Below are 26,558 nucleotides of genomic sequence, written 5' to 3'. Positions count from 1 at the left end.
ATGGCCACCACCCGATCCACCTGCCCATACTGCGGCGTCGGCTGCGGCGTTCTGATCGACACCGACGGCGCGCACATCACCGGCGTGCGCGGCGACCCCGAGCACCCCGCCAACCACGGCCGCCTCTGCACCAAGGGCTCGACCCTGCACCTCACGGCCACCCCGGCGGTGCTGCAGCAGGCCCGCCTGCTGCAGCCGCGCTGGCGCGCAGGCCGCCAGGGCCCGGGCACGCCGCTCGCGTGGGACGCCGCACTCGACCAGGCCGCCACGCGCCTGGCCGACATTGCCCAGGCCCACGGCCCCGATGCGCTGGGCTTTTACGTCAGCGGCCAGTTGCTCACCGAGGACTACTACGTCTTCAACAAGCTGGCCAAGGGCCTACTGGGCACCAACAACATCGACACCAACTCGCGCCTGTGCATGAGCAGCGCCGTGGCCGGCTACAAGGCCACGCTGGGTGCCGACGCCCCCCCGGCCTGCTACGAAGATGTGGACCATGCCGACTGCCTGTTCATCGCCGGCAGCAACACCGCCTGGGCCCACCCGGTGCTGTACCGCCGCATCGAACAGGCGCGCGCCGCCCGCCCCGGCCAGCGCATGGTGGTGGTGGACCCGCGCCGCACCGACACCGCCGAGCAGGCCGACCTGCACCTGGCCATCCAGCCCGGCACCGACGTGATGCTGTTCAACGGCATGCTGCACCTGATGCTCTGGGAAGGCTGGACCGACAACGCCTACATCGCCGCCCACACCACGGGCTTCGATGCGCTCAAGGCCCGGGTGCGCGACTGCACCCCGGCCGAGGTGGCCCGCGTGTGCGGCATTGCCGAGGCCGACCTGCTCACCGCCACGCGCTGGTTTGCGGGGCGCGACGCCGACGGCCAGCCCACGGGCGGCCGCACGCTGAGCCTGTACTGCCAGGGCCTGAACCAAAGCAGCAGCGGCACCGACAAGAACGCCGCGCTCATCAACCTGCACCTGGCCACGGGCCAGATCGGGCGGCCTGGGGCGGGGCCGTTTTCGCTGACCGGCCAGCCCAACGCCATGGGCGGGCGCGAGGTGGGCGGCCTCGCCAACCTGCTCTCGGCCCACCGCGACCTGGCCAACCCCGACCACCGCGCCGAGGTGGCCGCGTTCTGGGGCGTGCCCAGCGTGCCCGCCACGCCGGGCAAGACGGCCGTAGAGCTGTTCGAAGCAGCCGCCGACGGCGCGGTGCGCGCCCTGTGGATCGCCTGCACCAACCCCGCGCAAAGCATGCCCGACCAGGCCACCGTGCGCCGCGCGCTCGAACGCGCTGAATTCGTGGTGGTGCAAGAGGCCTTTGGCACCACGGCCACCGCCCGCTATGCCGACCTGCTGCTGCCCGCCACCACCTGGGCCGAAAAAACGGGCACCGTCACCAACAGCGAACGGCGCATCTCGCGCGTGCGCCCCGCCCTGCCCGCGCCCGGCGAGGCGCGGCACGACTGGGTGATCGCCACGCAACTGGCCCAGCGGCTCGAAGCGCGGCTGCGCCCCGGCCTGCCCACGCTCTTCCCCTACGACACGGCCAACGCCGACGCCGGGGCCGAGGCCATCTGGAACGAACACCGCGAAACCACGCGCGGGCGCGACCTCGACATCACGGGCCTGAGCTGGGCCACGCTCGATCGCCACGGCCCGCAGCAATGGCCCTGCCCCGAACCCACCAGCCCCGCGCCCGCGGGGCAGCCCGTGGTGGGTGCCGCCCGCCTGTACACCGACGGCGTGTTCCCCACGTCCGACGGCCGCGCCCGCTTTGCCGCCGTGGCCTGGCGCCCCGTGGCCGAGCCGCGCAGCGCACGCTACCCCTTCAGCCTGACCACGGGCCGCCTGCGCGACCAGTGGCACGGCATGAGCCGCACCGGCACCCTGGGCCGCCTGTTCGCCCATGTACCCGAGCCCTGCGTGCAAGTGCACCCGCAAGACCTGGAACGCCGCCGCCTGCACGACGGCCAGCTCGTGCAGGTGCGCAGCGCGCGCGGCAGCGTGGTGCTGCCGGTGCAGGCCAGCACCAGCGTGGCACCCACGCAGGCCTTCATCGCCATGCACTGGGGCAGCGAATACCTGGGCGGCCGCAGCGCCGACGGCCAGCCGCTGGCGGGTGTGAACGCGCTCACGCCACCGGCCTTCTGCCCGGGCTCCAAGCAGCCCGAACTGAAGCACACGGCCGTGCGCATCGACCCGGTGGACCTGCCCTGGGGCCTGTGGGCCATGGCCTGGCTGCCCGAGGCTGAGGTGCTGCGTGTGCGCGAAGCGCTGGCCGCGCACCTGGCCGACTGGGCCTATGCCGTGTGCGTGCCCTTTGCCAGCGACACCCCGCTGGCCGAGGCCGGCCAGGCGCGCCACGGCGTGCTGCTGCGCGCGGCCGACGCCAGCGCGCCGCCAGCTGCGCAGCTCGCCGCCATCGAAGGCCTGCTGGGCCTGCGCCATGCCCAGGCGCTGCGCTACACCGACCCGGCCGCCGGCCACCACCGCGCGCTGCGCCTGCAGGCCGCGCCGGGGGCGCTGCCCACGGCCGATGCGGCGCTCGACGCCTTTGTGCTCGCAGGCGATACGCAGGCAGGCCCCTGGCTGCGCGGCCTGCTGCTGTCGCAGGCACCGGCCGCGCCCTTCGGGCGCCACCTGCTGCAAGCCCGCAGCGCTCCGCCCGAAGGCGCCGCACCGCCGCCCCGGGCGGCCGCGGTGTGCAGTTGCCTCAACGTGGGGGCCGACGCCATCACGGCTTGCCTCGCGCGCAGCCCGGGCAACGATGCCGAGCGCCTGGCGCAGCTGCAGCAACAGCTGCGCTGCGGCACGCAATGCGGCTCGTGCGTGCCCGAACTCAAGCGCCTGGTGCGCAGCACGGCCCCAGCAGGTGCGGTGTCGGCGGCGCTCAGCTTATAACCAAAAGTTCTCACGATTGCTTCACAATCAAACCGCAATCACGGACTCCAGCGCACTCACAGCATGGGCATTAGCCAGTACATCAAGGAAATCGGCCGCGGCGCCCGCGGGGCCAAGCCCTTGTCGCGCGCGCAGGCGGCCGACCTGTTCGGCCAGGTGCTCGACGGGCAGGTGACCGACCTTGAAATCGGCGCCTTCTGCTTGGCCATGCGCATCAAGGGCGAAACGCCCGACGAGATGTGCGGCTTTCTCGACGCGCTGCACGCCCGCAGCGCCCGCCTGCCCGCCAGCACCCGGCCTGTGGTCGTACTGCCCAGCTACAACGGCGCGCGCAAGCTGCCCGTGCTCACGCCACTGCTCGCCCTGCTGGTGGCGCGCGCGGGTCTGCCCGTGCTGCTGCACGGCATGCGCACCGAAGCCCGCCGCGTGCTGGCCAGCGACGTGCTTCAGGCGCTGGGCGTGCCCGCCTGGCCCGAGGGCGCACCGCTGCGTGCCCTGCAGCCGGGCGAAGTGGCCCATGTGCACACCGCGCAGCTGGCACCGGGGCTGGCCCGCCTGCTGGCCGTGCGCGAGGTGGTGGGTCTGCGCAACCCGGGGCACAGCGTGGTCAAGCTGCTAGCGCCCTGTGCGGGGCCGTCGCTGCTGGTCACGAGCTACACCCACCCCGAATACTTCGACATGCTGTGCCGCACCTGCGCGCAGTGGGGCCTGAATGCGCTGCTCTCGCGCGGGCTTGAAGGTGAAGTGGCCGCAGACCCGCGTCGCACGCCGCGCTACGACGCCTTTGTGGGAGGTGTGGCCGACACCTGGCAAGACCAGCAGCCCGGCACCGCGAGCGAAGTGCCGGGCCTGCCCAGCGCCATCGACGTGGACAGCACCGCCGCCTACACCCGCGCCGTGCTCGACGGCACCCTGCCTGTGCCCGAGGCCATTGCCCGCCAAGTGGCCTACATCGTGCGACTGGCCGGGCAGATCCCTGCCACCCGGACCGTCGCCTCCGCTGCCTGACGGCCTGAAAGACCCGCCATGACCAAGACTCCCTCCTCCCTGGCCGCAACGCACGCACCGGGCCGGTGCACCCTGGTGGGCGCAGGCCCGGGCGACCCGGAACTGCTCACGCTCAAGGCGCTCAAGGCCATCCAGGCGGCCACCGTGCTGCTGGTGGACGACCTGGTGAGCGACGCCATCGTGGCCTATGCCGCGCCCACAGCGCGCATCGTGTACGTGGGCAAGCGCGGCGGCTGTAAAAGCACGCCGCAGGCCTTCATCGAAAAGCTCATGCTCAGCGCCGTGCAGGCGGGCGAGCAGGTGGTACGCCTCAAGGGCGGCGACCCGTTCATCTTCGGGCGTGGTGGCGAAGAAGTGGAGCACCTGCGCGCGGCCGGCGTGCACGTCGAGGTGGTCAACGGCATCACCGCGGGCCTCGCGGGCATGACGTCGCTGGGCGCGCCACTCACGCACCGCGACCATGCGCATGGCGTGGTATTCATCACCGGCCATGCCAAGCCGGGCGACGCAGGCACCGACTGGCGGCAACTGGCCGCCACCGCGCGCGACGCCAAGCTCACGCTCGTGATCTACATGGGCGTGAGCGGTGCCGCCCACATCCAGCACGAGCTGCTGGCCGGTGGCCTGCCCCCGGCCACGCCCGTGGCCGTGGTGCAGAACGCCACGCTGCCCACACAGCGCCATGCCGTGTGCACGCTGGGTACCCTGCTGCCCACGCTGGCGGCCGCGCAACTGGGCAGCCCCTCGGTGATCGTGGTGGGCGATGTGGTGCGCGGCGTGTCCGCCGTGGCACTGCCCGACACTGCTGTGGCTGAGCGCCGCCACGGCTGATGCCCCCGTGCCGCGCGCTGGCGCGGTGCTTGCTTGACGGTGTCCATCACCGGTTCAACGCAGGGGGATCCATGACCACACCATCGTCCTCGGCCCACCACGGTGCCGCCCACCGCGCCACTGCGCCTGCGCGCGACGGCGACATGTCCCTGGTCAACATCGCCGCACGCCAGCGCATGCTGAGCCAGCGGCTGGTGCTGCAGACCGTGCTGGCTGCGGGAGGCAGCACCAAGCACCTGGAGGCCGCGCGCAGCGCCCTGCAACTGTTTCGCGACAGCCAGCAGCGCCTGCAGTCCACACCCGAACACCTTGACAGCGCGGCCGCGCAGACGATTCGCGCCGTCTACACCGGCCCGCAGGGCGTGGGGCCGATGATCGACGCCTTTGTGCAGCAGGCAGACCGCACGCTGGAGCTGGCCGAACGCCGCAGCCCGCGCACCGAAGAGGCGCTGTCCACGTTGGTCGACAGCACCGACCCGGTGCTGGAAGCGCTGAACAAGGCCACCTCGGCCTTCGACCAGATCACGCGCGCACGGTCCGATTCGATGATGCGCGAGCTCAGCGCCATCGTGGCCTCGATCCAGACCGTGGCACGCGAGGCCAAGGTGGTGAGCTTCAACGCACAGGTCATGGCCGCGCGCGCCGGCCAGCACGGGCGCGAGTTTGCCGTGGTGGCTAACGTGCTGTCGGGCATCACCCACGAGATCGACGGCCTGTCGCTGCAGGCCGTGTCGCTGGCCGGGCGCAGCCGCGCTGCGGCCTGAAGGGCGCGCTGCAACTGCAGGCCGCGTGACAGTGGCACTGGGCCGTCAGGCCACGTGCAAGCGCACCGGCCCCTCGGCCATGTGCAGCCGGCCAATGGCCGCGGCCTCGCCGAAGCCCGCCGCGGCAAAGGCCTGCAGCACGGCGGGCACGGCCGCAGGGCTGCACGACACCAGCAGGCCACCACTGGTCTGCGGGTCGGTCAACAGGGCCTGGTCGGCCGCGCTGCGCGGGGCCGCCAGCGCCACCTCGGCCCCGTAGGCCGCCCAGTTGCGCGCCGACGCCCCGGTGGCCACGCCCTGGTCGGCCCAGTGGCGGGCCACGGGCAGCACGGGCACGGCGGGCCAATCGAGCGTGGCCGCCAGCTGCGAGCCGCGGCAGATTTCGAGCAAATGCCCGGCCAGGCCGAAGCCGGTCACGTCGGTCATGGCGTGCACGCCGTCGATGCGCGCCAGGTCACCGCCCACGCGGTTGAGCTGCGTGGTCACCGCCACCATCTGCGCATAGCCTGCGGCGTCGAGCTGCCCCTTCTTGAGCGCGGCCGACAGAATGCCCACGCCCAGCGGTTTGCCCAGCACCAGACAGTCGCCCGCCTGGCCGTCGGCATTGCGGCGCACATGGCGCGGGTCCACCAAGCCGATGCCCACCAGGCCATAGATGGGTTCAAGCACGTCGATGGAATGCCCACCTGCAATCGGAATACCCGCGTCGCGGCACACCGCTGCGCCGCCCTCCAGCACGCGGCCAATCACCTCGGGCGGCAGCTTGGCAATGGGCATGCCCACCAGCGCCAGCGCCAGAATGGGTGTGCCGCCCATGGCGTAGATGTCGGACAGCGCATTCGTGGCCGCGATGCGGCCGAAATCGTACGCGTCGTCCACGATGGGCGTGAAGAAGTCGGTGGTGGCCACGAGCGCCTGCGTGGCGTTGAGCTGGTACACCGCTGCGTCGTCGCTGGTTTCAGTGCCCACCAGCAGCTGCGGCGGCACCACGCCTTGCGGGGCGCGTGACAGAATCTCGGCCAGCAGGCCAGGCGCGATCTTGCAGCCGCAGCCGCCGCCGTGGGAGAACTGGGTGAGACGAATCGAAGGATCAGCAGCAGGCGTCATGGTGGGGCGGATTGTGCCAGCGGGGCCTGCGCCGCGCAGGGGTGCCGCATGAGCCACCGTGGCCCCGTGCGCGTGCAAGACCGCCACGGCTTTCACACGCTGATCGACGCGCGTTCGCCGGCCGAATTTGCGCTCGACCACCTGCCCGGCGCGATCAACTGCCCGGTGCTCGACGACGAAGAACGCCGCATCGTGGGCACGCTCTACAAGCAGCAGGGCGCTTTCGAGGCCCGGCGCGTGGGCGGCGCCATGGTGGCAGCCAACCTGGCGCGCCACCTGCGCGAGCGCTTTGCCGATGCGCCTGCGCACTGGAAGCCGCTGGTGTACTGCTGGCGCGGCGGCATGCGCAGCGGATCGATGGTGACCTGGATGCGCCTCGTGGGCTGGGACGCGCAGCAACTGGCCGGTGGCTACAAAGCTTGGCGCCGCCATGCCATGGAGGTGATCGAGCGCATGGGCCCGATGCTGGACTTGCGGGTGGTCTGCGGCCCCACGGGCAGCGCCAAGACACGCGTGCTGCAGGCCCTGGCCGCGCAGGGCGAGCAGGTCATCGACCTGGAAGGTGCGGCGCGCCACCGGGGGTCGCTGCTGGGCGATCTGCCGGGTGTGCCGCAGCCGTCGCAGACGGCCTTTGAAACCCTGCTGGCCGACCAGATCGAGAGTCTGGACACCACGCGACCGGTGTTCATCGAGGCCGAGAGCGCGATGATCGGCCGACTGCGCGTACCTGCAGCCTTGCTCGCCCGGCTGCGCGCCAGCCCCTGCATCGAGATCGTGGCACCGCAAGCCGAGCGGCTGGCATTTCTGCTGCGCGACTACGCGCACCTCGGGTACGACCCGCAAGGCCTGGCAAGGCGCCTGGAGGCGCTGCGCGAACTGCACGGCCGCGCGGTCGTAGCACGCTGGCAGGCCTGGGCGCTGGCGGGCGCGCTGCCCGCCTTGTTTGGCGAGTTGATGGCCTTGCACTACGACCCGCTGTACGAGCGGGGGCACCGAAGCCATCTGCATGCCTGGGGCCAGCGCCGCCAGGTGACGGCAGCGCTGCTCGACGATGCCAGCCTGCCCGGCCTGGCCACAGCCGTATGCGAATCCGCCCGAGCCCTCTGAGCCCCTTGTGCGCCCCAGCGCTGCAGGCCACCAGCCCGCGACGCGTTTGCGCTCGTGCGGGCCGCTGCTGGGCACGGCCTCGGGCCCGACAGACAGCATCCGCCCGGCCCTGTACGCTGCTGCCATGGACGCACCGCGACCATGGCGTGCGGCCCGTTCTGAAGAGCAGACGATGACGAGGGACGCTCTGCATCACCCTGGCGAGGATGTGCGGGTGCGGTTCGGGATGGTCCGCAAAGCGCGTTTGGCAGCCCCTAGCCGCGCGATGGACAAGAAAAACAACGCAGCGGACCGCCCGAGGCCGCGCCCGCGCAGACCGCAGGGCTTTATGCAGAGCTTCCCCAGTTCTGTTGGGCGTCACTGGACTGCCACGGCATGGCCGCAGCCCCTTCGCTGGGCCCTCGTCCTGGCCTGGGTCTGCTTGGCCCTGCTCGCGGCCGGATGCAGCAGCCTGCCTGCGCAGGTGCAGCGCCCCGTGAGCACCGCGCAGGTGCCCGCGCCCGATGCGCCGCTGGTGCGCTGGGTGGCCGAGCAGCGCAGCGCCACCACCACGCGGCACGCGTCGGGCTTTGCGCTGATCAGCGGGCCTGCTGTTGCGTATGGCAGCCGTTTGGCCATGGTCGAGTCCGCGCGCCACACGCTGGACCTGCAGTATTACGCGATCCACGCGGACGAAAGCACCGAGCGCCTGCTGACCGGCATCGTGGCCGCTGCACGGCGCGGCGTGCGCGTGCGCCTGTTGCTCGACGACTTCCACAGCGCCGGGCAGAACGCGCAGGTCATGCGCCTGGCCTTCGAGCCGGGCATTGAGATGCGCATGTTCAACCCGGTGGCGGGCATCCGCAGCTCCAAGATGGGCCGCATGCTAAGCACCCTGGCCGATTTCTCGCGCGCGCAGCAGCGCATGCACAACAAGCTGTTCATTGCCGACAACGTGGCGGCCGTCACGGGCGGCCGCAACCTGGGCGACGCCTACTTCGGGCACGACGAGGCGGGCAACTTTGTCGATGTGGACGTGCTGGCCATCGGCGCGGTGGTGCGGCAGCTCTCGGCCACCTTCGACTGGTACTGGAACGACGAGCGCTCTTACCCAGTGCAGGCCTTGATCCGGCCCGAGGACCTGGACCTGTGGCGGCATGGCCCGCAGGGCGCGCAGCGCTCTGCAGCCGCCCACGCCGCGGTGAGTGCCGACACGCGCCCCGCACAGCCGACCGCCGGCGTGACGTCCCCGGCAGACGACAACGCGGCAGCAGCGGAGCGGCGCGCACGCGTCTGGGACCAGCAGCCGCTGGACCTGCGCAGCCTGCGCTATGTCTGGGCGCCCGCAGCGGTGCTGGTGGACCAGCCCGCGAAGATTCCAGCCGACCCTGCTGCGCCCGGTACGGCGTCACCAGGCGCGCAGGGCCACGGTGCTGCCGCACCGACGTCGGCCGCTGCGCTGGCGGCATCGGCAGCCCTGGAGACCATGCCCGGGCCCCCGGCCACCCGCCCTGCGGCCGCTGCCGGACTGCCTGCGGTGTACGACCCAGCCGTTCCCCCCGCGGAAGACCCGTCGGCCGAGACGGTGGTGGATGGACTGCTGGCCCTGATGCGCCAGGCCCAGCGCGACCTGACCGTCGTGTCGCCCTACTTCGTGCCCGGGCGCGACATTCTGGACGCCTTCGCCCAGGCCCGCGCCCGCGGCGTGCGTGTGCGCGTGCTCACCAACTCGCTGGCCTCCAACGACGCGCCCATCGCCCATGCAGGCTACGCGCGCTATCGGCCAGCCCTGCTGGACCTGGGGGTGGAGCTGTACGAACTGCGCAGCGAGCAACGCGGACTGCGCAGTGCGCTGGGCGCTGGCAGTGGCGGCACGGCGGGTGCCTCGCGGGCCATGCTGCATTCCAAGCTGCTGGTAGTGGACGAGCGGCTGGTGGCCATCGGTTCCATGAACCTGGACATGCGCTCACACAGGCAGAACACCGAAATCGCGCTGCTGATCCGCAGCGGCACATTGGGGCGCGGGGCTACCGCACAGATCGCCAAGGCCATGGAAGATGCAGCCTGGAAGGTCAAGCGCAGCGAGCGCGGCCGCCTGGTGTGGCGCGCACCCGAGGGCAGCGACTTGGAAGACAGCACCACCGAGCCCGACGCCAGCCTGCCGCTGCGCCTGCTGCTGCGTGTGCTGGGCCCGCTCGCGCCCGAGCACCTGCTGTAGCCGGGCGTGCCAGGGAAGCCCTGCAGAACGCCCTGCGGTCTGCAGAGCTTCCCTAGCCGGCAGGCGTGGCCACCAGCGACGGCGCGCTGAAGTCCACGCCGGGCAAGGTGCCCAGCCAGGCCGTGATGGCGCGCTGGTCGGTCATGGTGCGCACGGTGTCAAAGGCGTGCTGCGCCTCGGGGTAGCGGCGGCGCAGCAGGTTCAGCCACTGCTTGAGCCGGCCCGCCCGCTGGTTGGGCGTAAGGCCTTCGCACACCCGCTGCCAGAACACACCCAGCTGCGGCAGCAGCATGGGCCAGGTCACGTCGTCGGTGCCGGGCTGGCCCGCGTCGGCGGCGCGGATTGCGCGCGCCAGCCCCGGGTCGGCCACGATGCCACGGCCCAGCATCAGCGCGGCAGTGCCCGCCTGGGCGCGGCAGCGCTGGGCATCCTGCACCGTCCAGATCTCACCGTTGGCCACCACCGGCAGTCGCACCGACGCGCGGATGGCGGGAATCTCCTCCCAGTACGCCGGGGGGCGATAGCCGTCTTCCTTGGTGCGCGCATGCACCACCAGTTCGCAGGCGCCACCGGCCTCCATGGCCTGGGCGCAGGCCACAGCCAGCGATCGGTCGCGGTAGCCCAGGCGCATCTTGGCCGACACCGGCAGCGCGGCTGGCACCGCGCGGCGCACAGCGGCCACGATATGGGCGATGCGCTCGGGCTCCTGCAGCAGGGCCGCGCCGCCCCCGTGCCGGTTGACCACCTTGGCCGGGCAGCCAAAGTTCAGGTCGATGCCCTCGGCCCCGAGTTCGGCCAGGCGGGCCGCGTTCTCGGCCAGGCAGGCCGGGTCGGAGCCCAGCAGTTGCGCACGCACCGGCACGCCCGCCGCCGTGCGGCTGCCGTGGGCCAGCTCGGGCATGTAGCGCAGGAACACCCGGTCGGGCAGCAGCGTGCCGGTCACGCGGATGAACTCCGACACGCAGCGGTCGGCCCCCCCCACGCGGGTGAGCACATCGCGCAGCACGAAGTCGAGCAGCCCCTCCATGGGTGCGAGCAGCAGCGGGGGCCGCGACGCTGTGGCCGGGGCCGGGGCCGGGGCCGGGGCCGGGGCCGCAGCAGGTTGCAACGCCTGGGGAGTCTCCATCATCTTTCAAGCCAAATTGGCCGATCGTGCTTAGAAATCAAGCACGAACAGCTATCAAATCAATAGCAAAACAACGTTCCACCGCCGTGCGGGGCTGGGCAATGTACAGACGCACAGCGCCGGGTCATCAAGCCGTCACGCAGGGCTGCTGCAATGGTGGGCATTGTCGCTGCTGCATGGCGACGGACCTTTGCTGCCGACCTTGCCCCTGCCCTGACCGGCCATGGACATCCTGCTCTACAAGACCGAGAAAGCCCGCTGGGAGTTGTCACCCGGCGTGCGCACCCTGAGCCTGCGCGAGCGCTCGCTGCTGCTGCTGGCCGAAGGCACGCCTCTCGCCCAGCTCAATGCGCTGTACCACGGCGCAGGCGCGCAGATGGTCGAGCAGCTGCGCCAACAGGGCTATCTGGGCACCGAGCCGCCGCGACCACTGGCCAGCGACAGCATGCCGCCCTCGCTGGAGCCACTGCCCGAGGCCGTGACGGCCCCGATCGCACAGCATGCCCCCACCGCCCCCGCACCGCCCGCCGCCAGCGCCGCGGGCCGTTCGCTGGCCGGGGCACGCATGCACCTGTTCGACCTGTGCGAGCGATTGTTCGCCCGCCGGGACCCTGCCCTGGCCGCCCACTACCGCGACGCATTGCGCGCCGCACGGGACGAGGCGGGCATGCTGGCCGTGGGTTGCGCATTGTTGCGCGACGTGGCCACCCACGCAGGGCCGGAACGGGCGCTGTCACTCGGTGCACAACTGGCCGCGCTGTGGCCGCACGGCGGATGGACCGCCACTTGGCGGCAGGAACCGGCCGGAGCCGAGCCTGCGCTGGAGCCCGCCTGACCCGCGCGCCGCCGCCGGGAACAATCAGGCCGCGCCCAGGCGCCAGAGCGACGTGCGCTCGGCCGCACGGGCGGCGTGCAGCGGGTCGCTGGCGTCCTGCGCCTTGGGGTGGCGCGGCCGCGTGTCGATGCGGCCCAGCACCCGCAGGCCAGCTGCTTGCACCCAGGCCAGCAGCTCGGCCCGCGTGCGCAGGCCCAGGTGCTCGGCCAGGTCCGAGAGGATGAGCCAGCCCTCGCCACCAGGCGCGAGGTGCGCGCGCAGCCCGGCCAGAAAGCCGCGCAGCATGCGGCTGCCTTCGTCGTATACCGCGCGCTCCACCGGAGCACTGGGCTTTGCAGGCAGCCAGGGCGGGTTGCACACGACCAGGCCTGCCTGCACACCCGGCGGGTACAGGTCGGCCTGCAGCAGCTGCACCCGTGCCGACAGCCCGAGCTGTGCCAGGTTCTCGGCCGCGCAGGCCAGGGCGCGCGGGTCCAGGTCGGTGGCCAGCACGCGGCCCGCGCCGCGCTGCGCCAGCACCGCACTGAGCACGCCCGTGCCCACACCCAGATCGACTGCCACCGGGTGGGTTGCCAGCGCCGCAGGCAGCGGCGCCTGGGCCACCAGGTCGATGTACTCGCCGCGCACCGGCGAGAACACGCCGTAGTGCGGGTGAATGCGCGCCTCAGGCCCGAGGGCAGGCACCGGCACGCCCTTGCGTCGCCATTCAAAAGCGCCGTTGAGCCCGAGCAGCTCGCGCAGGCTCACCACGCTGGGCTGGCCACCAGGAGGGCCCCAGGCCTGCGCGCAGGCCGCACGCCAGTCGGGCGCACGGCGCAGCGCAATGGCGTAGTCGCCCTCCAGCGGCACCAGCACGGCGGCCAGCACGCGCGCGCGCCGGCCCTGCTCCTGCCGGTGGCGGTAGAAGGCCTGTGCCGCATCGGCCGGACTGCCCGCAGCCGCCGCCGCGCGGCCCCGGGCCGCCGGGCGCCGCTCCAGCCGCCGGGCCAGCGCGCTCAAAAGCTGCCGGGCGTTGTGAAAATCGCCCTGCCACAGCAGGGCTGCGCCCTCGCAAATGGCGCGGTAGGCGGCGTCGGCGCGCACGGTGTCGTCCACCGGCAGCACGCGCGCGGGCGGCGGCACACCGGCCTCACTGCGCCACAGCGCCGTGTGCTCGGTCTCGCCCACGGCCCAGCGCAGCACCAGGGGGCTGTCGGGCAGGGTGTGGGCCGGGACGGCGGTCATGTGGCGCTGTAGGAACGGCGAACCGAGGATGCAGGACGGTCAGTTCAGCGGACGCTTCAGGCGCACCTCTTCAATCTTCACGCCGCCGATCACGGCCGTCTTGGCCGTGGACAGCTCGCGCTTGAAGCCCGCCATTTCGTGAAAACGCAGGGCGCGCTCGTTGCGCAACGGCACCCAGGCCGTCACGTTGGTGCAGCCTTCTTCCGACAGACCGTCGCGGGCTGCGTCCCACAGGGCCACGCCAACACCTTGACTCCAGTGCGTAGGGGCTGCATAGATGGCCCAGATTTCGCCCGTGGTGGGGCGGGATTTCTCATCGCGCGAGCGGTCGTAACCGACAAAACCGACGATCTTGTCGCCCTCAATGGCCACCTGGACCTGGGGCTCGCAATACTCAATGGCCTCGCGCCAGTACGCCTGGCGCTTTTCGACCGAGGTCATGGCCTTCAGTTGCTCGTCGGGCACCAGACCTTTGTAGGCGGCCTGGGCAGCCGCGGCATGGATCTGGGCGATGGCCTTGGCATCGCGAAGCGTGGCGGGACGAACCTGGATACTGGACATGGAAAAACCGAACGAAACAAAAAGTGAAACAACAAAAAGGAGCGGCATTGTCGCCGAACACGGTTTTTCACTTCCAGCACGCCGGTGCCACCCCCGGAATACCAAGGGATGCGCAATGTGCGGGGCTGCGCGCCGCTCAGGCCATGGCGCGCTGCACCGCCACTTGGGCGGCCTGCTCGGCGGCCAGTTTGGCCTGCAGCAGCGCGCGCTTGTTGCGCGGGCGCGGCGCGCGCACGGCCGGCGGCACGCCGTTGATGGCCGACAGCGGCAGCACCAGGGTCAGGGTGGGCGAGCCCTCCTCGCGGTCTTCGACCGCATACGCCCGGTAGCTGCCATTGCCCGGGCCGTGGCGGTAGGGCACCGGGTGCAGGCGCAGGCGTGCCCCGGTGGCGCGCTGGCCCACAAAGGGCAACACCCGCAGCAGCGCGTCGCGGTCGAGCGCCAGCCCCATGCTGCCCGGGCGGTTGATGATGTCGGTGCGCACGGCACGCCAAGTCTGCCCAGCGTCGATCGAACACTGCCAGGTGCCGACCTGGGCGTCCAGGTACTCGATGACCACGGCCGTGACCACATGCAGGTCGGGGCAGTTGTGCTGCAGGATCTGGGCGATGCTGCGGCCGCCCAGGGCGCTGGCGGCGGATGGAGACAGGCTTACGGAACTGGAGGGCATGGCAAACCTTGTGCGTCGGAGGTTTCAGACAACCGGCCGCCGCGCGGTGCGGGGTCGGTGGCCCCGAAGGGCCGTCATGGAAGCCAAGTCTAGAAACCGGTCTGCGGCCCGTCCATCGCACAAATGGATTAGTCGCGCAAGCGCTGTTTGTGCGCAATACTTGCCGGCCATGTCTGCCCGCCTGCTGCTCGTTGACGACCACACCCTGTTCCGTACCGGCCTGCGCCTGATCGTGCAGGACCACCCCCAGGTGGCCCACATCGCCGAGGCCGGCTCCATCGCCCAGGCCTGCGAGCTGCGCCTGGAACGACTGGACCTGATCCTGCTCGACATCCAGCTGCCCGGCATGAACGGCCTGGATGGCATGCGCCCGCTGCGCCAGACCTATCCGCAGGCGCGCATCGTGCTCGTATCGGCCAGCGTGGCCCCCGACGCCGTGCAGGAGGCCCGCAACCGCGGGGCCGACGGCTTCTTGCCCAAGTCGGCCAGCGGCGAAGACATCATGGAGGCCATCGGCTGTGCGCTGGACGGCCGGCCGGTGTTTCCGGTGCTGGGCACGGTGGCTGCGGCCGCCGCCGCAGCGCGCGCGCCCGATGCCCCCAACCTGACGGCGCGCCAGCTCGACGTGCTGGCCCTGCTGTGCGCAGGCAAGCCCAACAAGGTGATCGCCCGCGACCTGGGGCTGAGCGAAAACACCGTGCGCGTGCATGTAGCCGCCATCTTTGCCCAGCTGGGCGTCAACAGCCGCAGCGCCGCGCTGCTGGCCGCCCAGCGGCTGGGTCTGGCACTGCCTCCCGCGCATGACCTTGCCTGACGCCCCCGCGGCAGGGCCGTTCTGGCAGCGCCACGCACACGACGAAATCCTGCGCGAGCAAGTGGCGCTGCTGCGGCGCAACTTTCCGATGACCTTGCTGGCCTCGCTGGCCACGGCCGTGGGCACGCTGTGGGTCATGGCGCGCGTGGCCGACGCCACCATGGTGTCGCTGTGGGTGCTGTCGCATGTGCTGGTGGTCAGCGGCGTCTACCTGCTGGTGCGCAGCATCGAACCCGCAACCGACCCAGTCCAGGCCGCCGCACGCAAGCTTTTCGTCTGCATGGCGGCCATGGGGGTGAGCTGGGGCAGCCTCGCGCATGTGGTGCTGCACCGCGGCAACGCAGAGGCGGTGATCTACGCCATCGGCATCGTGAGCACCGTGTCCTCAGGCGCGCTGGGCCTGGGCGCGCCGCTGTACCGGGCGTATGTCACCTACCTGGGCTGTGCCGTGGGCGGCGTGCTGCTGGCAGTGGCCATGGGTGGCGGGCCGGTGATGTGGCCGGCTCTGATCCTGACCACGGTGTACTTTGCCCTCACCTGCATGCAGGCCCACACCGGCGAGCAGGCCACACTGCGCAGCATTGCGCTCAAGCTGGAGAACGAGCGCTTGGTGGAAGAGCTGCGCGCCGAATCTCGGCGCGCCCTGGCGGCACAAGAGGCTGCTGAGCGCGCCGACCGCGACAAATCGCGCTTTCTGGCTGCGGCCAGCCACGACCTGCGCCAGCCGCTGCACGCCATGGGGCTGTTTCTGGAGACCCTGCAGCGCAGCCGCCTGACCGAGCAGCAGCGCACCGTGCTGGGCCATGCCCACGCGGCATCGGGCGCTGCGGCCGAGATGCTGACCACGCTGCTGGACTACTCGCGCCTGGAGGCCGGCGTCGTCAAGGTGCGCCCGGCGCCGTTTGCCGTGCAACCGCTGCTCACCGCGCTCGAACAGGAATTCGGCGTGCAGGCCGACAACGCGGGGCTGGTGTACCGCACGCGCGAAACCACGAGCGCGGCTTTTGCAGACCGCTCGCTGGTGGGCCTAGTGATGCACAACTTCATCTCCAACGCGCTGCGCTACACCGGGCGCGGTGGCGTGCTGATTGCCTGCCGCCGCCGCGGCCGGCGCCTGGCGCTCGAGGTCTGGGACACCGGTGTGGGCATTCCTGAAGACCAGTGGGACGAGGTGTTCCGCGAGTTTCACCAGCTCGGCAACCCCGAGCGCGACCGCCGCAAGGGCCTGGGCCTGGGCCTGGCCATCGTGCAGCGGCTGGTGCGCGAGATGCACACCACGGTCGAGCTGCGCTCGCGCCCCGGCCGGGGCTCGGTGTTTCGCCTCTGGATCGACGCCTGGGACGGCGCGCTGCAGGACGACACCGCGCCGCTGGCCCCCGATCTGCGATTTGACGGGCTGTATGTGCTGGCCATCGACGACGACGAGGCCGTACGCCTGGGCATGCAGTCGCTGCTGGAGAGCTGGGGTTGCCGCTGCGTGACGGCCGAATCGAGTGCCGACGCGCTGGCAGCGCTCGAAGCCCAGGAGGTGCTGGACGACCGCCAGCCCGACCTGATCATCACCGATTTCCGCCTGCGGCACGAGGAAACCGGCAAGCAAGTGCTGGAGGCGCTGCGCGCCTACCTGGGCGTACGCGTGCCGGCCATCATCCTCACGGGCGACACCTCGCCCCAGCGGCTGCGCGATGCGCAAAGCACTTCGGCCCTGCTGCTGCACAAGCCGGTCTCCACCGGCCAGTTGCGCGATGCGATGGCCCAGTTGCTGGGTCCGGCGCTTCGGCGGCGCGGACCGGGCTGAACCGGCCGCGGCACGCGCTGTGCCTGCGTTACCCGATGAGCTTGCGCAGCAGGCCCATCATGCGGTCAAACCGCGGGCCGTACGGCGGGTACAGCGTGGCCCCCAGCGACCAGCGCGACTGCACCAGCACCGACTTCTGGTGGCAAAAGCGCAGAAAGCCCGACTCCCCGTGGTACGCCCCCCAGCCGCTGTCGCCCACGCCGCCAAAAGGCAGGCCGTCGTGGGCAATGTGCAGCAGGGTGTCGTTCACCGTCACGCCGCCGCTCACGGTGCGGCGCAGCACGTCGTCGCGCACCGATTCGCTGCGGCCGAACCAGTACAGGGCCAACGGGCGCGGGCCGGAGTTGATCAGGGCCACCGCGTCGTCAAGCCGGTCGTACGACAGCACGGGCAGGATGGGACCGAAGATTTCTTCCTGCATGAGCTGCATGGACGACGTGGCCCCGAGCACCAGCGCGGGCAACAGCTGGCGGCTTACGCCGTCGCCCAGCGTGCCCTGCGTGGCCGGAGCGCTGCGGCCTTCAGCCGGGTCGATCACGATGACCTCGGCGCCCTGGGTCTGCGCCTCGCGCAGCATGGTGCGCAGGCGGCCGTGGTGGCGCGGCGTGATGATGGACGCGTAGTCGCCGTTGCCCTCGATGGTCGGAAACAGCCGCTGTACCGCCGCGCGGTAGGCCTGGGCAAACGCTGCTTCGCGCCCGCGCGGCAGCAGTACGTAGTCGGGCGCGATGCAGGTCTGCCCGGCGTTGAGCAGCTTGCCGTGCGCGATCTTGAGCGCGGCGTCCTCCAGGTCGGCATCGGTGCCGACGATGCAGGGCGACTTGCCACCCAGTTCCAGCGTGGTGGGCGTGAGGTTGGCCGCCGCGGCCTGCGCCACCTTGCGGCCCACGGCGGTGGAGCCGGTGAACACCAGATGGTCAAACGGCTGCGAGGCGAACAGTGCTGCGGTGTGCGTATCGCCCTGCACCACGCAGAACTCGTCCGGCGCAAAAAACTGTCCGACCAGGGCCGCCAACTGGGCCGAGGTGTGGGGCGTGAGTTCGCTGGGTTTGAGCATCACGCGGTTGCCCGCGGCCAATGCGGTGATGGCTGGGCCCAGCGCGAGCTGCACCGGGTAGTTCCAAGGCGCAATCACGCCCACCACGCCCAACGGCTGGCGTTCAATGCGCGCCCGGGCGGGCTGCAGGTAGAACGGCGTGCGCACGCGCTGCGGGCGCACCCAGCGCGGAAGGTGCTTGAGCGTGTGCGACAGCAGGGTGTGCAGCACAAAGAAGTCGGCCACCTCGGTCAGGCGCGGCGAGCGCATGCCAAAGTCGGCCTGCACGGCGGCGGCCAGTTGCGGGCCATGCTCGACGAGCAGCTTGCGCACGCGCAGCAGGCGCTCCTGGCGCAGCAGCAGAGGTACGTCCACCTGCGCGCGGCTGGCGTCGTACTGGGCCTGGAACAGGGAGGGGATGTCGGCAGGGGTCATGGCCCCATGATAGGGCGGCGCGCAGTGGCCCCGGGCCGAGGCGGGGCGGCCGGTGCAGCGCTCAGAGATCGCGCGAAGGCACGTCGGTCACGTCCTGGGGCAGCACGCCGGAGCGGCGCGACGCCTCGGTGTCGGTGCGGCGCGCAGGGCCCCAGCGTTCGGCCGCGCGGGCCATGCCCGCAAAACCGTTGCGCGGGTCCACCCGCCAGACGAACGGTGCCACGGGCCGGCCGGTGAGCCGCGCCCAGCCCAGGCGCAGGCCCCAGACCACCGCCAGCACGGCCGCCGCGGCCAGCAGGCTCACGAAAAAGACCGCGCCCATGAGCAGCAGCGCCATGCGCAGCAGCCAGCGAAACACCCATGCCATCGCGTCGTTCAAAGCCTGTGCCTGCCTTTCTGTGCAAAGTGCCTGCGGGCCGTGGAGCCTGCAGGCGGGGGGGTCAAGCGGACGCCATCTCGGCGTCCGTACGTGCGTCAAAGTGGAACACGCCGGGCTCGCGCACCGGGTCCACCCCCACGCCGATCACGCTCTTGGGTGCAAAGCGCCCTTCGAGCAGAAGTTTGGACAGGGGATTTTCAATCCGTTGCTGAATGGCCCTCTTGAGCGGACGGGCACCAAACACCGGATCGAAGCCCACTTTGGCCAGCTCGGCCAGCGCCGCCTCCGACACGTCGAGCGACAGGTCCATGCGCGCCAGCCGCGCCTGCAGCGCCTGCAACTGGATGCGGGCAATCGCGGCAATGTGCTGCGCGTCAAGACCGTGGAACACCACCGTCTCGTCGATGCGGTTCAAGAACTCGGGCCGGAAGTGCTGCTTGAGCTCGCCCCACACCGCGTCCTTGATGTCGTCCTTGTCCTGGCCGACCATCGCCTGGATCAGGTGCGAGCCGATGTTGCTGGTCATCACGATCACCGTGTTCTTGAAGTCCACGGTGCGGCCCTGGCCGTCGGTCAGGCGTCCATCGTCCAGCACCTGCAGGAGCACGTTGAACACGTCGGGGTGGGCCTTTTCCACCTCGTCGAGCAGCAGCACAGAATACGGCTTGCGGCGCACGGCTTCGGTCAGGTAGCCGCCCTCTTCATAGCCCACGTAGCCGGGCGGCGCGCCAATCAGGCGGGCCACGGAGTGCTTCTCCATGAACTCGCTCATGTCGATGCGCACGAGGTGCTCTTCGCTGTCGAACAGAAAGCCCGCCAGCGCTTTGCACAGCTCGGTCTTGCCCACGCCCGTGGGGCCCAGGAACAGGAACGAGCCCGTGGGCCGGTTCGGGTCCGACAGGCCCGAGCGCGAGCGGCGGATGGCGTTGGCCACGGCGGCAATGGCTTCGTCCTGGCCCACAACGCGCTCGTGCAGCTTGCCTTCCATCTGCAGCAGCTTGTCTTTTTCGCCCTGCATCATCTTGGCCACGGGAATGCCCGTGGCGCGGCTCACCACCTCGGCGATTTCTTCGGCCCCCACCTGCGTGCGCAGCAGGCGGTTGGGTTGGGCCGCGCCGTCCTTGCCTTCTTCCTTGGCCTGGGCTTCGCGCAACTGCTTTTCCAGCTCGGGCAGCTTGCCGTACTGCAGCTCGGCCACCTTGTTGAAGTCGCCCTTGCGCTTGAGGTCTTCGATCTGCAGCTTCACTTTTTCGACCTGCTCGCGCACCTGCTGGCTGCCCTGGGCCTGGGCCTTTTCGGCCGTCCACACGTCCTCTAGGTCGGCAATCTCTTTTTGCAGCTTGTCGATTTCTTCTTCGAGCAGCGCCAGGCGCTTTTGCGAGGCCTCGTCCTTTTCCTTCCGCACGGCTTCGCGCTCGATCTGCAGCTGGATCAGGCGGCGGTCGAGCTTGTCGATGGCCTCGGGCTTGGAGTCGATCTCGATCTTGATCTTGGCCGCCGCCTCGTCGATGAGGTCAATCGCCTTGTCGGGCAGGAAGCGGTCGGTGATGTAGCGGTGGCTCAGCTCGGCCGCGGCCACGATGGCCGGGTCGGTGATCTCCACGCCATGGTGCACTTCGTACTTTTCCTGCAAGCCGCGCAGGATGGCGATCGTCGCCTCCACCGTGGGCTCGTCCACCAGAATTTTCTGGAAGCGCCGCTCCAGCGCTGCGTCTTTTTCGATGTACTTGCGGTATTCGTCGAGCGTGGTGGCGCCCACGCAGTGCAGCTCGCCCCGCGCCAGCGCCGGCTTGAGCATGTTGCCCGCGTCCATCGCGCCTTCGCCCTTGCCCGCGCCCACCATGGTGTGCAGCTCGTCGATGAAGACGATGGTCTGGCCTTCGTCCTTGGCCAGTTCGCTCAGCACGGTCTTCAAGCGTTCTTCGAATTCGCCACGGTACTTGGCCCCGGCCAGCAGCGCGGCCATGTCGAGCGAGAGCACGCGCTTGCCCTTGAGGCTTTCAGGCACCTCGCCCGCGATGATGCGCTGGGCCAGGCCTTCCACAATCGCGGTCTTGCCCACGCCGGGTTCGCCGATCAGCACCGGGTTGTTCTTGCTGCGCCGCTGCAGCACCTGGATGGCGCGGCGGATCTCGTCATCGCGGCCGATCACCGGGTCCAGCTTGCCCGCACGGGCGCGCTCGGTCAGATCCAGGCAGTACTTCTGCAGCGCGCCGCGCTGGCCTTCGGCCTCGGCGCTGTCCATCTTCTGGCCACCGCGCACAGCGTCGATCGCGGCTTCCAGGCTCTTGCGCGTAAGACCATTGTCCTTGGCGATCTGCGCGACCTCGCCCTTGCTCTCGGTCAGGGCCAGCAAAAAGAGTTCGCTCGCAATGAACTGGTCGCCGCGCTTGATGGCCTCTTTTTCGGTGGCCTGCAGCACGCGGCCCAGCTCGGGGCCGCCCTGCACCTGGTCGTGCCCCTGCACCTGCGGCAGGCGCTTGACAGCGGCTTCGGCCGCCTGGGCCAGGCCCGGCACGTTCACGCCCGCGCGCTGCAGCAGCGCCTTGGGGCCGTCGTCCTGGCGCAGCATGGCCAGCAGCACATGCACGGGTTCGATGTAAGCGTGGTCGTGACCGAGCGCAATGCTCTGGGCATCGCTCAGGGCTTCCTGGAACTTGGTGGTGAGCTTGTCGAGACGCATGAGAAATCCTCCGAACTGCCTCGCAGGTAGGGAGGCGACGTCGGATTTCAAGAGACCCTGGCGGCAGTGCAGGTTTGCTGCCGAGCCGCAGGCACGGCACTCGCTATCAAAAAGTGAGCTGCTCGTGCTTGAATTTGCTGATTCAGAGGCCCATTTGGCTTGAAATCACGACAAATCACGACAGCGGCCACTCGGGGCGTGCAGCGGCTCAGGCGTTGGCCGCTGCAATGCCCCAGCGGGCCAGCGCGGCGTCGTCGCTCACGCGGGCGTCCACCCAGCGGGCGCCCTGGGGCGTCTGCTCCTTCTTCCAGAACGGGGCCTGGGTCTTGAGGTAGTCCATCAAAAACTCGCAGGCCTGAAAGCTCTGGCCCCGGTGCGCGCTGGTCACGGCCACCAGCACGATCTGGTCGCAGGGCTGCAGCAGGCCCACGCGGTGCACCACCCGTGCGCCCAGGATGTCAAAGCGCCGAAAGGCTTCGTCCACCATGGCCTCGATGGCCTTTTCGGTCATGCCCGGGTAGTGCTCGAGTTCCATCGACGCCACGGCATCGCCTTCGTTCCGGTCGCGCACCGTGCCCACAAAGCTGCACACGGCGCCTACACCGGGTTGCCCGGCGCGCAGGGCAGCCACCTCGGCGCTGAGGTCAAAGTCCTGGGTCTGGATGGAAACGCGGGGCAGGGTCATGGCAGGTCGGGACGGGGCAAAGCCATTCAGGGCGCGCGGTGCAGGCGCGGAGCCGACAGCAGCGCGTGCTCTTCGGCCACCACCTGGCGCAGGTGGGTGTGGGTGGGCGTCACGGGCAGGGGCTCAATGAGCTTTTGCAGCCGCGTGAGGTCGCCCAGCGTGGGCGCGACCTTGATCTGCGCAATGGCAGCCGGAATATTGCCGCTGCGCACCAGGGCCATCACCTTGGTGGGCCATTCGCTCTTGGGTTTTGCCATGCAGGAGGTACAAAAGAATGCAGGACCGGCGGCGCAGGCAGGCCACCGCCGGAGTCAGGCCCGATTGTCGCTACGATCAGCGCTTTGCGCCAACCGGCGCTGCCCAATTGCCGCATCGCCCCGCCATGGCCACGCCCACCATCACCACCGAGCTGTACCAGCTCTACCCTTCGCCACAGAACCAGCACCGCGTGGTGTTCGAGCACCAGGTCTTCGTGCCCTACCCCTACGCGCTGATCGACCTGCCCGCGATGGACCTGGCGGGCAAGTACACGCTGTTTGCCGCACACCGCCGCGCCGACGGCAAGATGGGCCAGCTCGTGAGCTTTGAGCTGGAGGCCGACCGGGCCCGCTTCGAGCGCCTGTTCACCCCCGACTGATCCCGCCGAGCCCCCACCGCCCTGCCGCCCCTCCACCACGCCATGGACGACGACAACCAGATCCTTGTGCCCCCTTCGTTCACCGCGCTGTACGCCGATGCGCGCCAGCGCCTGCGCGAGCCCGCCGCCGTGGTGCGCGCCCGCTACGAACTCTGCGAGGATCTGGCCCACCACCTGGTCGAGCAGGCGCAGACGCTCTACCACGTGCAGGCCCCGTCCGAGTCGGGCATCCTGCGGCGCATCCATGCCGGGCTGTGCATGCCGGAGTCCGGGGTCGCCCCGGCCGAGGCGGGCTGGATCGTCACGCGCCTGGCCGAGCTGCTGAACTGGCCCTGCCCCGAACTCGTGCCCCCGAGCGAGCCAGCGCCCGCGGCCTGAACCACCCGTTCGGGCAACGCCTGCTGAAACCGCGCATGGCGCATGGGCCGAGTGGCGTGAACGGGGCTCGCGCAGCAGGCCGCAGAACTCCGCGCCTGGCTATACTGCGCCGCATGGCCATGCACACCCCCATCGCCCTCACTGCTGCACAGGCGGCGGCTTCGCAGTGCGCGGTCATGACCACCAAAGCCCCCAAACCCCAGCTCATCTGACCGGAGCTGCGTGGTTCCGTCCCAGATGAGCGACGGAACCCTGGCAACGGCATCACCCGATTCCCTGGCCCCCTGCGGGCCCCAGTCCTTCCGCAGCGCTTCTGTGGCGGTTCACCCTCGGTCGAACCTCAGGACCTACAACATGACACCGGCTTCTCGCCCTGCTTCCCACCGCACCGACTTCAGCGGGCTGTGGATTCCCCTCGTCACCCCGTTTTGCGACGGGGCCATCGACCACACCGCCCTGGCGGCGATGACCTCCCGGCTCGCGCAGCAGGGCGTGACGGGCTTTGTGGCCTGCGGCTCCACCGGCGAGGCCGCGGCGCTGGACAAGGCCGAGCAACTCGCGGTGCTGGACACCGTACTGGCGGCCGCGCAGGGCCTGCCCGTGGTGATGGGCCTGTCGGGCTACCACCTGGGGCACACGGTGGAGTGGGTGCAGACACTGGCGCGCCGCCCGCTGGCCGGGCTGCTGGTGCCGCCGCCGCACTACATCCGGCCGTCGCAGGCCGGGCTGGTGCAGTGGTTCACCACGCTGGCCGACGCGAGCGCGGTGCCGCTCATCGTGTACGACATTCCGTACCGCACGGGCGCGGTGCTCGACACCGCCACGCTGCTGCAGCTGGCCGCCCACCCGCGCATCCAGGCCGTGAAGGACTGCGGCGGGCAGCCCGCCAAGACACAGGCGCTGATCGCCGACGGCCGGCTGCAGGTGCTGGCGGGCGAAGACGCGCAGATGTTCAGCACCCTCGCCCTGGGCGGCGCGGGCGCGATTGCAGCCAGCGCCCACTGGCAGGCGGCCGACTTTGTGGCGCTGGTGGGGCAATTGCGCGCGGGCGATCTGCAAGCCGCGCGGCCACTGTGGCAGCGCCTGCAACCCTGGGTAGAGGCCTGCTTTGCCGAGCCGAACCCCGCCCCGCTCAAGGCCCTGCTGGCCCAGGCCGGGTGGATGCACGACACACTGCGCCCCCCCATGCAACCCGCCACGCCTGCGCTGGCCGAACGCCTGCGCGCCGTGGCCGGGCTCAGCCGCCCGTGACGGGCGGGAAGAACGCGACCTCGGCGCCGTCGGGCAGCGCGGTCGTGTCGTGGGCCATCACCTGGTTGAGGGCCATGCGCACCGCGCGGCCGCGCGCCAGGCTGGCCGCGTGCGGGCCGCCGCGGGCGATGAGTTCGTCGCGCAGCGCGCCCAGCGTGGGCGCGCTGGTCTGCCAGGGCTCGGAACCGGTGCCCAGGGCCTCGCGGATGGAGGCAAAGTAACGCAGCGTGAGGGTCTTCATGGCCACAGGCGAAGGGTGAGGCAACAACGGGGCGGGCGCGGTCAGGACAGCAGCTCGGAAAACGGCAGGTAGCGCACCGTGTCGCCCGCGTGGACAGTGGCCCCGGCGGGGTTGTCCACCACGCCATCGCCCCAGGCGGCGGAGGTCAGCACGCCCGAGCTTTGGTTGGCGAACAGTTCCAGGCGGCCATCGGCCCCCTGGCGCACGCGCAGAAACTCGCGGCGCTTGTCGGCGCGCGGCCAGTCGAAGCCGGCGGTGGCCGCCCAGGCGCGCGGGGCCACGTGGGCCACGCCCTGCAGGCGCAGCACAAAGGGCCGCACCAGCAGCGCAAAGGTCAGAAAGCTGGACACCGGGTTGCCCGGCAGCCCCATGAAGTGGGCCGCGCCCACCTGGCCGTACGCAAAGGGCTTGCCGGGCTTCATGGCGATCTGCCACAGGTCGAGCCGACCCAGCGCCTGCACGGCGGGCTTGATGTGGTCTTCCTCGCCCACGCTCACGCCGCCGCTGGTCAGGATGAGGTCGTGCGCTTCGGCCGCGCTGCGCAGCGCGGCCAGCGTGGCTTCGCGCTGGTCGGGCACGATGCCAAAGTCGGTCACCTGGCAGCCCAGGCGCAGCAGCAGCGCGCGCAAGAAGAAGCGGTTGCTGTTGTAGATGGCGCCGGGGCGCATCTGCTCGGGCGGCACCTCGCCAGGCATCACGAGCTCGTCGCCGGTCGAGAACAAGGCCACGCGCGGGCGCGCGGCCACGGCGAGCTGCGCCGCGCCGATGCTCGCGGCCAGGCCCAGCTCGGCCGGGCCCAGGCGGGTGCCCGCGGCCAGCACGGTGGCGCCGCGGGTGATGTCTTCGCCTGCGCGGCGAATCCACTGCCCCAGCGCAGGCACGGCCTGGATACGCACCGAGCCGTCGTCCAGCGCCTCGCAGTCTTCTTGCATGAGCACGGCGTCGGCCCCTGCGGGCACGGGTGCGCCGGTGAAGATGCGCGCCGCCGTGCCAGCGGCCAGCGGCGCGCCCGCGCTGCCCGCCGGAATGCGCTGCGACACGGGCAGCACCGTGCCGGGTGCCGTCACGTCGGCCACGCGCACGGCGTAGCCGTCCATCGAGCTGTTGTCCTGCGGGGGCACATGCAGGGCCGACTGCAGCGCCTCGGCCAGCACGCGGCCGTCCGCATCGAAGGTGGCCACGCGCTCGGTGGCGGGCAGGGGCTGGGCGTGGGCCAGCAGTTCGGCCAGCGCGTCGTCCAGGCTTTTGAGCGGGGGGCGCATCTCAGCGTTCTCCGTGCAGTTCCCAGTCGTAATCGAAGCGTTCGGCTTGGGCCAGCAGCCAGTCGGCCACCTGGGCGGGCTGGTTCAGGTCCAGGCAGGGCAGGCCCGTGGGCACGGGCAGGGCTTCGGGCGCGGTGGTGGCAATCGCGGCGATGAAGTCGTCTTCGGGATAGCGCACCGGGCGCGGCGGCTGGCCGGGCTCGGCGGGGCGCCAGACTTCAACCTTGAGCAGATCGCTGTCCTTGAAGCCTTCCACCAGCACCCAGTCCACGCCGTCGTACAGCTCGGCCAGCAGGTGGTGCACGGAGAGCTCTGCGGGCTGCTCGAACTCGCGCATCAGCGCCAGCCGCTGGCTGGACGCGACCACCACTTCGAACGCACCCGCTGTGCGGTGGCGGTAGGTGTCCTTGCCCGGGTGGTCGATGTCGAAGCTGTGGTGCGCATGCTTGACCACCGACACGCGCAAGCCGCGGCTGCGCAGCTCGGGAATGAGCTGCTCGACCAGCGTGGTCTTGCCGCTGCCAGAGAACCCGGCAAAGCCGACAACCTTCATCCAGAACTCCTCATGCTATCTTTTTGATAGCTGCTCGTGCTTGAATTTCAAGCACGACAAGGCATTTTCTGC

Annotated in this window: 25 protein-coding genes; 12 read left to right on the top strand and 13 right to left on the bottom strand. The window is 70.6% G+C overall.

Annotation, left to right across the window (positions count from 1 at the left end; all coding sequences use genetic code 11):
- From ABD866_RS14025 to ABD866_RS14010, 4 genes are all read left to right on the top strand, one after another.
- Positions 1–2,904 carry a nitrate reductase gene (locus ABD866_RS14025; RefSeq protein WP_345066366.1) on the top strand — a complete coding sequence of 968 codons (2,904 nt, stop codon included), beginning with the start codon at positions 1–3 and terminating at the stop codon, positions 2,902–2,904.
- A 63-nt stretch (positions 2,905–2,967) separates the two neighbouring features.
- Positions 2,968–3,912 carry a DNA-binding protein YbiB gene (gene ybiB / locus ABD866_RS14020; protein ID WP_345066363.1) on the top strand — a complete coding sequence of 315 codons (945 nt, stop codon included), beginning with the start codon at positions 2,968–2,970 and terminating at the stop codon, positions 3,910–3,912.
- 18 nt (positions 3,913–3,930) lie between these two features.
- Entirely contained in the window at positions 3,931–4,743 is an 813-nt protein-coding gene (cobA, locus tag ABD866_RS14015) for a uroporphyrinogen-III C-methyltransferase (RefSeq protein ID WP_345066360.1), read from the top strand.
- A 71-nt stretch (positions 4,744–4,814) separates the two neighbouring features.
- Positions 4,815–5,507, top strand: a complete 693-nt coding sequence (locus ABD866_RS14010) for a type IV pili methyl-accepting chemotaxis transducer N-terminal domain-containing protein (RefSeq protein WP_345066357.1) — start codon at positions 4,815–4,817, stop codon at positions 5,505–5,507.
- Between the two features lie 45 nt (positions 5,508–5,552).
- On the opposite strand, the gene selD is transcribed toward ABD866_RS14010, so the two are convergent.
- Positions 5,553–6,614 (bottom strand): selenide, water dikinase SelD, encoded by a 1,062-nt coding sequence (gene selD, locus ABD866_RS14005; protein ID WP_345066354.1) that lies wholly within the window; start codon positions 6,612–6,614, stop codon positions 5,553–5,555.
- A gap of 48 nt (positions 6,615–6,662) precedes the next feature.
- On the opposite strand from selD, the gene mnmH reads away from it, so the two are divergent.
- Both mnmH and ABD866_RS13995 read left to right on the top strand, forming a co-directional pair.
- Positions 6,663–7,721 carry a tRNA 2-selenouridine(34) synthase MnmH gene (gene mnmH, locus ABD866_RS14000; protein ID WP_345066352.1) on the top strand — a complete coding sequence of 353 codons (1,059 nt, stop codon included), beginning with the start codon at positions 6,663–6,665 and terminating at the stop codon, positions 7,719–7,721.
- A gap of 328 nt (positions 7,722–8,049) precedes the next feature.
- The gene (locus ABD866_RS13995) at positions 8,050–9,918 is read left to right on the top strand and encodes a phospholipase D family protein (RefSeq protein ID WP_345066349.1); all 1,869 of its coding nucleotides are present in this window, start codon (positions 8,050–8,052) and stop codon (positions 9,916–9,918) included.
- 52 nt (positions 9,919–9,970) lie between these two features.
- Here ABD866_RS13995 and ABD866_RS13990 read toward each other — a convergent pair whose 3' ends face one another.
- Entirely contained in the window at positions 9,971–10,945 is a 975-nt protein-coding gene (locus tag ABD866_RS13990; protein ID WP_345066856.1) for a tRNA dihydrouridine synthase, read from the bottom strand.
- Between the two features lie 322 nt (positions 10,946–11,267).
- On the opposite strand from ABD866_RS13990, the gene ABD866_RS13985 reads away from it, so the two are divergent.
- Entirely contained in the window at positions 11,268–11,879 is a 612-nt protein-coding gene (locus tag ABD866_RS13985; protein ID WP_345066346.1) for a hypothetical protein, read from the top strand.
- Positions 11,880–11,903: 24 nt separating this feature from the next.
- Here the strand turns inward: ABD866_RS13985 and ABD866_RS13980 are convergent, their stop codons facing one another.
- The 3 genes from ABD866_RS13980 to ABD866_RS13970 all read right to left on the bottom strand — a co-directional run bounded on the left by ABD866_RS13980 (position 11,904) and on the right by ABD866_RS13970 (position 14,334).
- The gene (locus tag ABD866_RS13980) at positions 11,904–13,103 is read right to left on the bottom strand and encodes a methyltransferase (RefSeq protein ID WP_345066343.1); all 1,200 of its coding nucleotides are present in this window, start codon (positions 13,101–13,103) and stop codon (positions 11,904–11,906) included.
- A gap of 39 nt (positions 13,104–13,142) precedes the next feature.
- Positions 13,143–13,664 carry a GNAT family N-acetyltransferase gene (locus tag ABD866_RS13975; protein WP_345066340.1) on the bottom strand — a complete coding sequence of 174 codons (522 nt, stop codon included), beginning with the start codon at positions 13,662–13,664 and terminating at the stop codon, positions 13,143–13,145.
- Positions 13,665–13,800: 136 nt separating this feature from the next.
- Entirely contained in the window at positions 13,801–14,334 is a 534-nt protein-coding gene (locus tag ABD866_RS13970; RefSeq protein WP_345066338.1) for a hypothetical protein, read from the bottom strand.
- Positions 14,335–14,503: 169 nt separating this feature from the next.
- On the opposite strand from ABD866_RS13970, the gene ABD866_RS13965 reads away from it, so the two are divergent.
- Entirely contained in the window at positions 14,504–15,148 is a 645-nt protein-coding gene (locus ABD866_RS13965; RefSeq protein WP_345066335.1) for a response regulator, read from the top strand.
- Positions 15,135–16,946, top strand: coding sequence for a hybrid sensor histidine kinase/response regulator (locus ABD866_RS13960; protein ID WP_345066332.1), 1,812 nt, complete (start codon positions 15,135–15,137; stop codon positions 16,944–16,946). The genes ABD866_RS13965 and ABD866_RS13960 overlap by 14 nt, the downstream gene beginning before the upstream one ends.
- Positions 16,947–16,974: 28 nt before the next feature.
- Here ABD866_RS13960 and ABD866_RS13955 read toward each other — a convergent pair whose 3' ends face one another.
- The 5 genes from ABD866_RS13955 to ABD866_RS13935 form a co-directional block, all read right to left on the bottom strand.
- Positions 16,975–18,417, bottom strand: a complete 1,443-nt coding sequence (locus ABD866_RS13955) for a coniferyl aldehyde dehydrogenase (RefSeq protein ID WP_345066329.1) — start codon at positions 18,415–18,417, stop codon at positions 16,975–16,977.
- 61 nt (positions 18,418–18,478) lie between these two features.
- Positions 18,479–18,784: a hypothetical protein gene (locus ABD866_RS13950; protein WP_345066326.1), complete on the bottom strand. Its 306-nt coding sequence runs from the start codon at positions 18,782–18,784 to the stop codon at positions 18,479–18,481.
- Between the two features lie 73 nt (positions 18,785–18,857).
- The gene (gene clpB / locus ABD866_RS13945) at positions 18,858–21,479 is read right to left on the bottom strand and encodes an ATP-dependent chaperone ClpB (RefSeq protein WP_345066323.1); all 2,622 of its coding nucleotides are present in this window, start codon (positions 21,477–21,479) and stop codon (positions 18,858–18,860) included.
- Between the two features lie 208 nt (positions 21,480–21,687).
- Positions 21,688–22,164 carry a molybdenum cofactor biosynthesis protein MoaE gene (locus tag ABD866_RS13940; RefSeq protein WP_345066321.1) on the bottom strand — a complete coding sequence of 159 codons (477 nt, stop codon included), beginning with the start codon at positions 22,162–22,164 and terminating at the stop codon, positions 21,688–21,690.
- A gap of 26 nt (positions 22,165–22,190) precedes the next feature.
- Complete coding sequence (locus ABD866_RS13935) at positions 22,191–22,421, bottom strand: hypothetical protein (RefSeq protein ID WP_345066318.1); 231 nt, start codon at positions 22,419–22,421, stop codon at positions 22,191–22,193.
- A 125-nt stretch (positions 22,422–22,546) separates the two neighbouring features.
- On the opposite strand from ABD866_RS13935, the gene ABD866_RS13930 reads away from it, so the two are divergent.
- The 3 genes from ABD866_RS13930 (at position 22,547) to dapA (ending at position 24,430) form a co-directional block, all read left to right on the top strand.
- Complete coding sequence (locus ABD866_RS13930; protein ID WP_345066315.1) at positions 22,547–22,801, top strand: hypothetical protein; 255 nt, start codon at positions 22,547–22,549, stop codon at positions 22,799–22,801.
- 42 nt (positions 22,802–22,843) lie between these two features.
- Complete coding sequence (locus tag ABD866_RS13925) at positions 22,844–23,179, top strand: hypothetical protein (protein WP_345066312.1); 336 nt, start codon at positions 22,844–22,846, stop codon at positions 23,177–23,179.
- A 354-nt stretch (positions 23,180–23,533) separates the two neighbouring features.
- On the top strand, positions 23,534–24,430 hold the full coding sequence (gene dapA / locus ABD866_RS13920) for a 4-hydroxy-tetrahydrodipicolinate synthase (protein ID WP_345066309.1): 897 nt from the start codon (positions 23,534–23,536) through the stop codon (positions 24,428–24,430).
- Here dapA and ABD866_RS13915 read toward each other — a convergent pair.
- Genes ABD866_RS13915 through mobB form a run of 3 tightly spaced genes read right to left on the bottom strand, consistent with a single transcriptional unit; the run spans position 24,417 to position 26,486 of the window.
- Positions 24,417–24,671 (bottom strand): MoaD/ThiS family protein, encoded by a 255-nt coding sequence (locus ABD866_RS13915; protein WP_345066306.1) that lies wholly within the window; start codon positions 24,669–24,671, stop codon positions 24,417–24,419. The two genes, dapA and ABD866_RS13915, sit on opposite strands and share 14 nt — an antisense overlap.
- A 41-nt stretch (positions 24,672–24,712) precedes the next feature.
- Positions 24,713–25,933, bottom strand: a complete 1,221-nt coding sequence (locus ABD866_RS13910; protein WP_345066304.1) for a molybdopterin molybdotransferase MoeA — start codon at positions 25,931–25,933, stop codon at positions 24,713–24,715.
- Position 25,934: 1 nt separating this feature from the next.
- A complete protein-coding gene (mobB, locus tag ABD866_RS13905) occupies positions 25,935–26,486 on the bottom strand; it encodes a molybdopterin-guanine dinucleotide biosynthesis protein B (protein WP_345066301.1) in 552 nt (183 codons plus the stop codon).
- Positions 26,487–26,558 lie beyond the last annotated feature (72 nt).

The organism is Acidovorax lacteus, assembly GCF_039540375.1.
Taxonomy (GTDB): domain Bacteria; phylum Pseudomonadota; class Gammaproteobacteria; order Burkholderiales; family Burkholderiaceae_C; genus Acidovorax_G; species Acidovorax_G lacteus.
The sequence above is the reverse complement of the archived record's forward strand: the minus strand, read 5'-3'. Positions and strand labels throughout refer to the sequence as shown.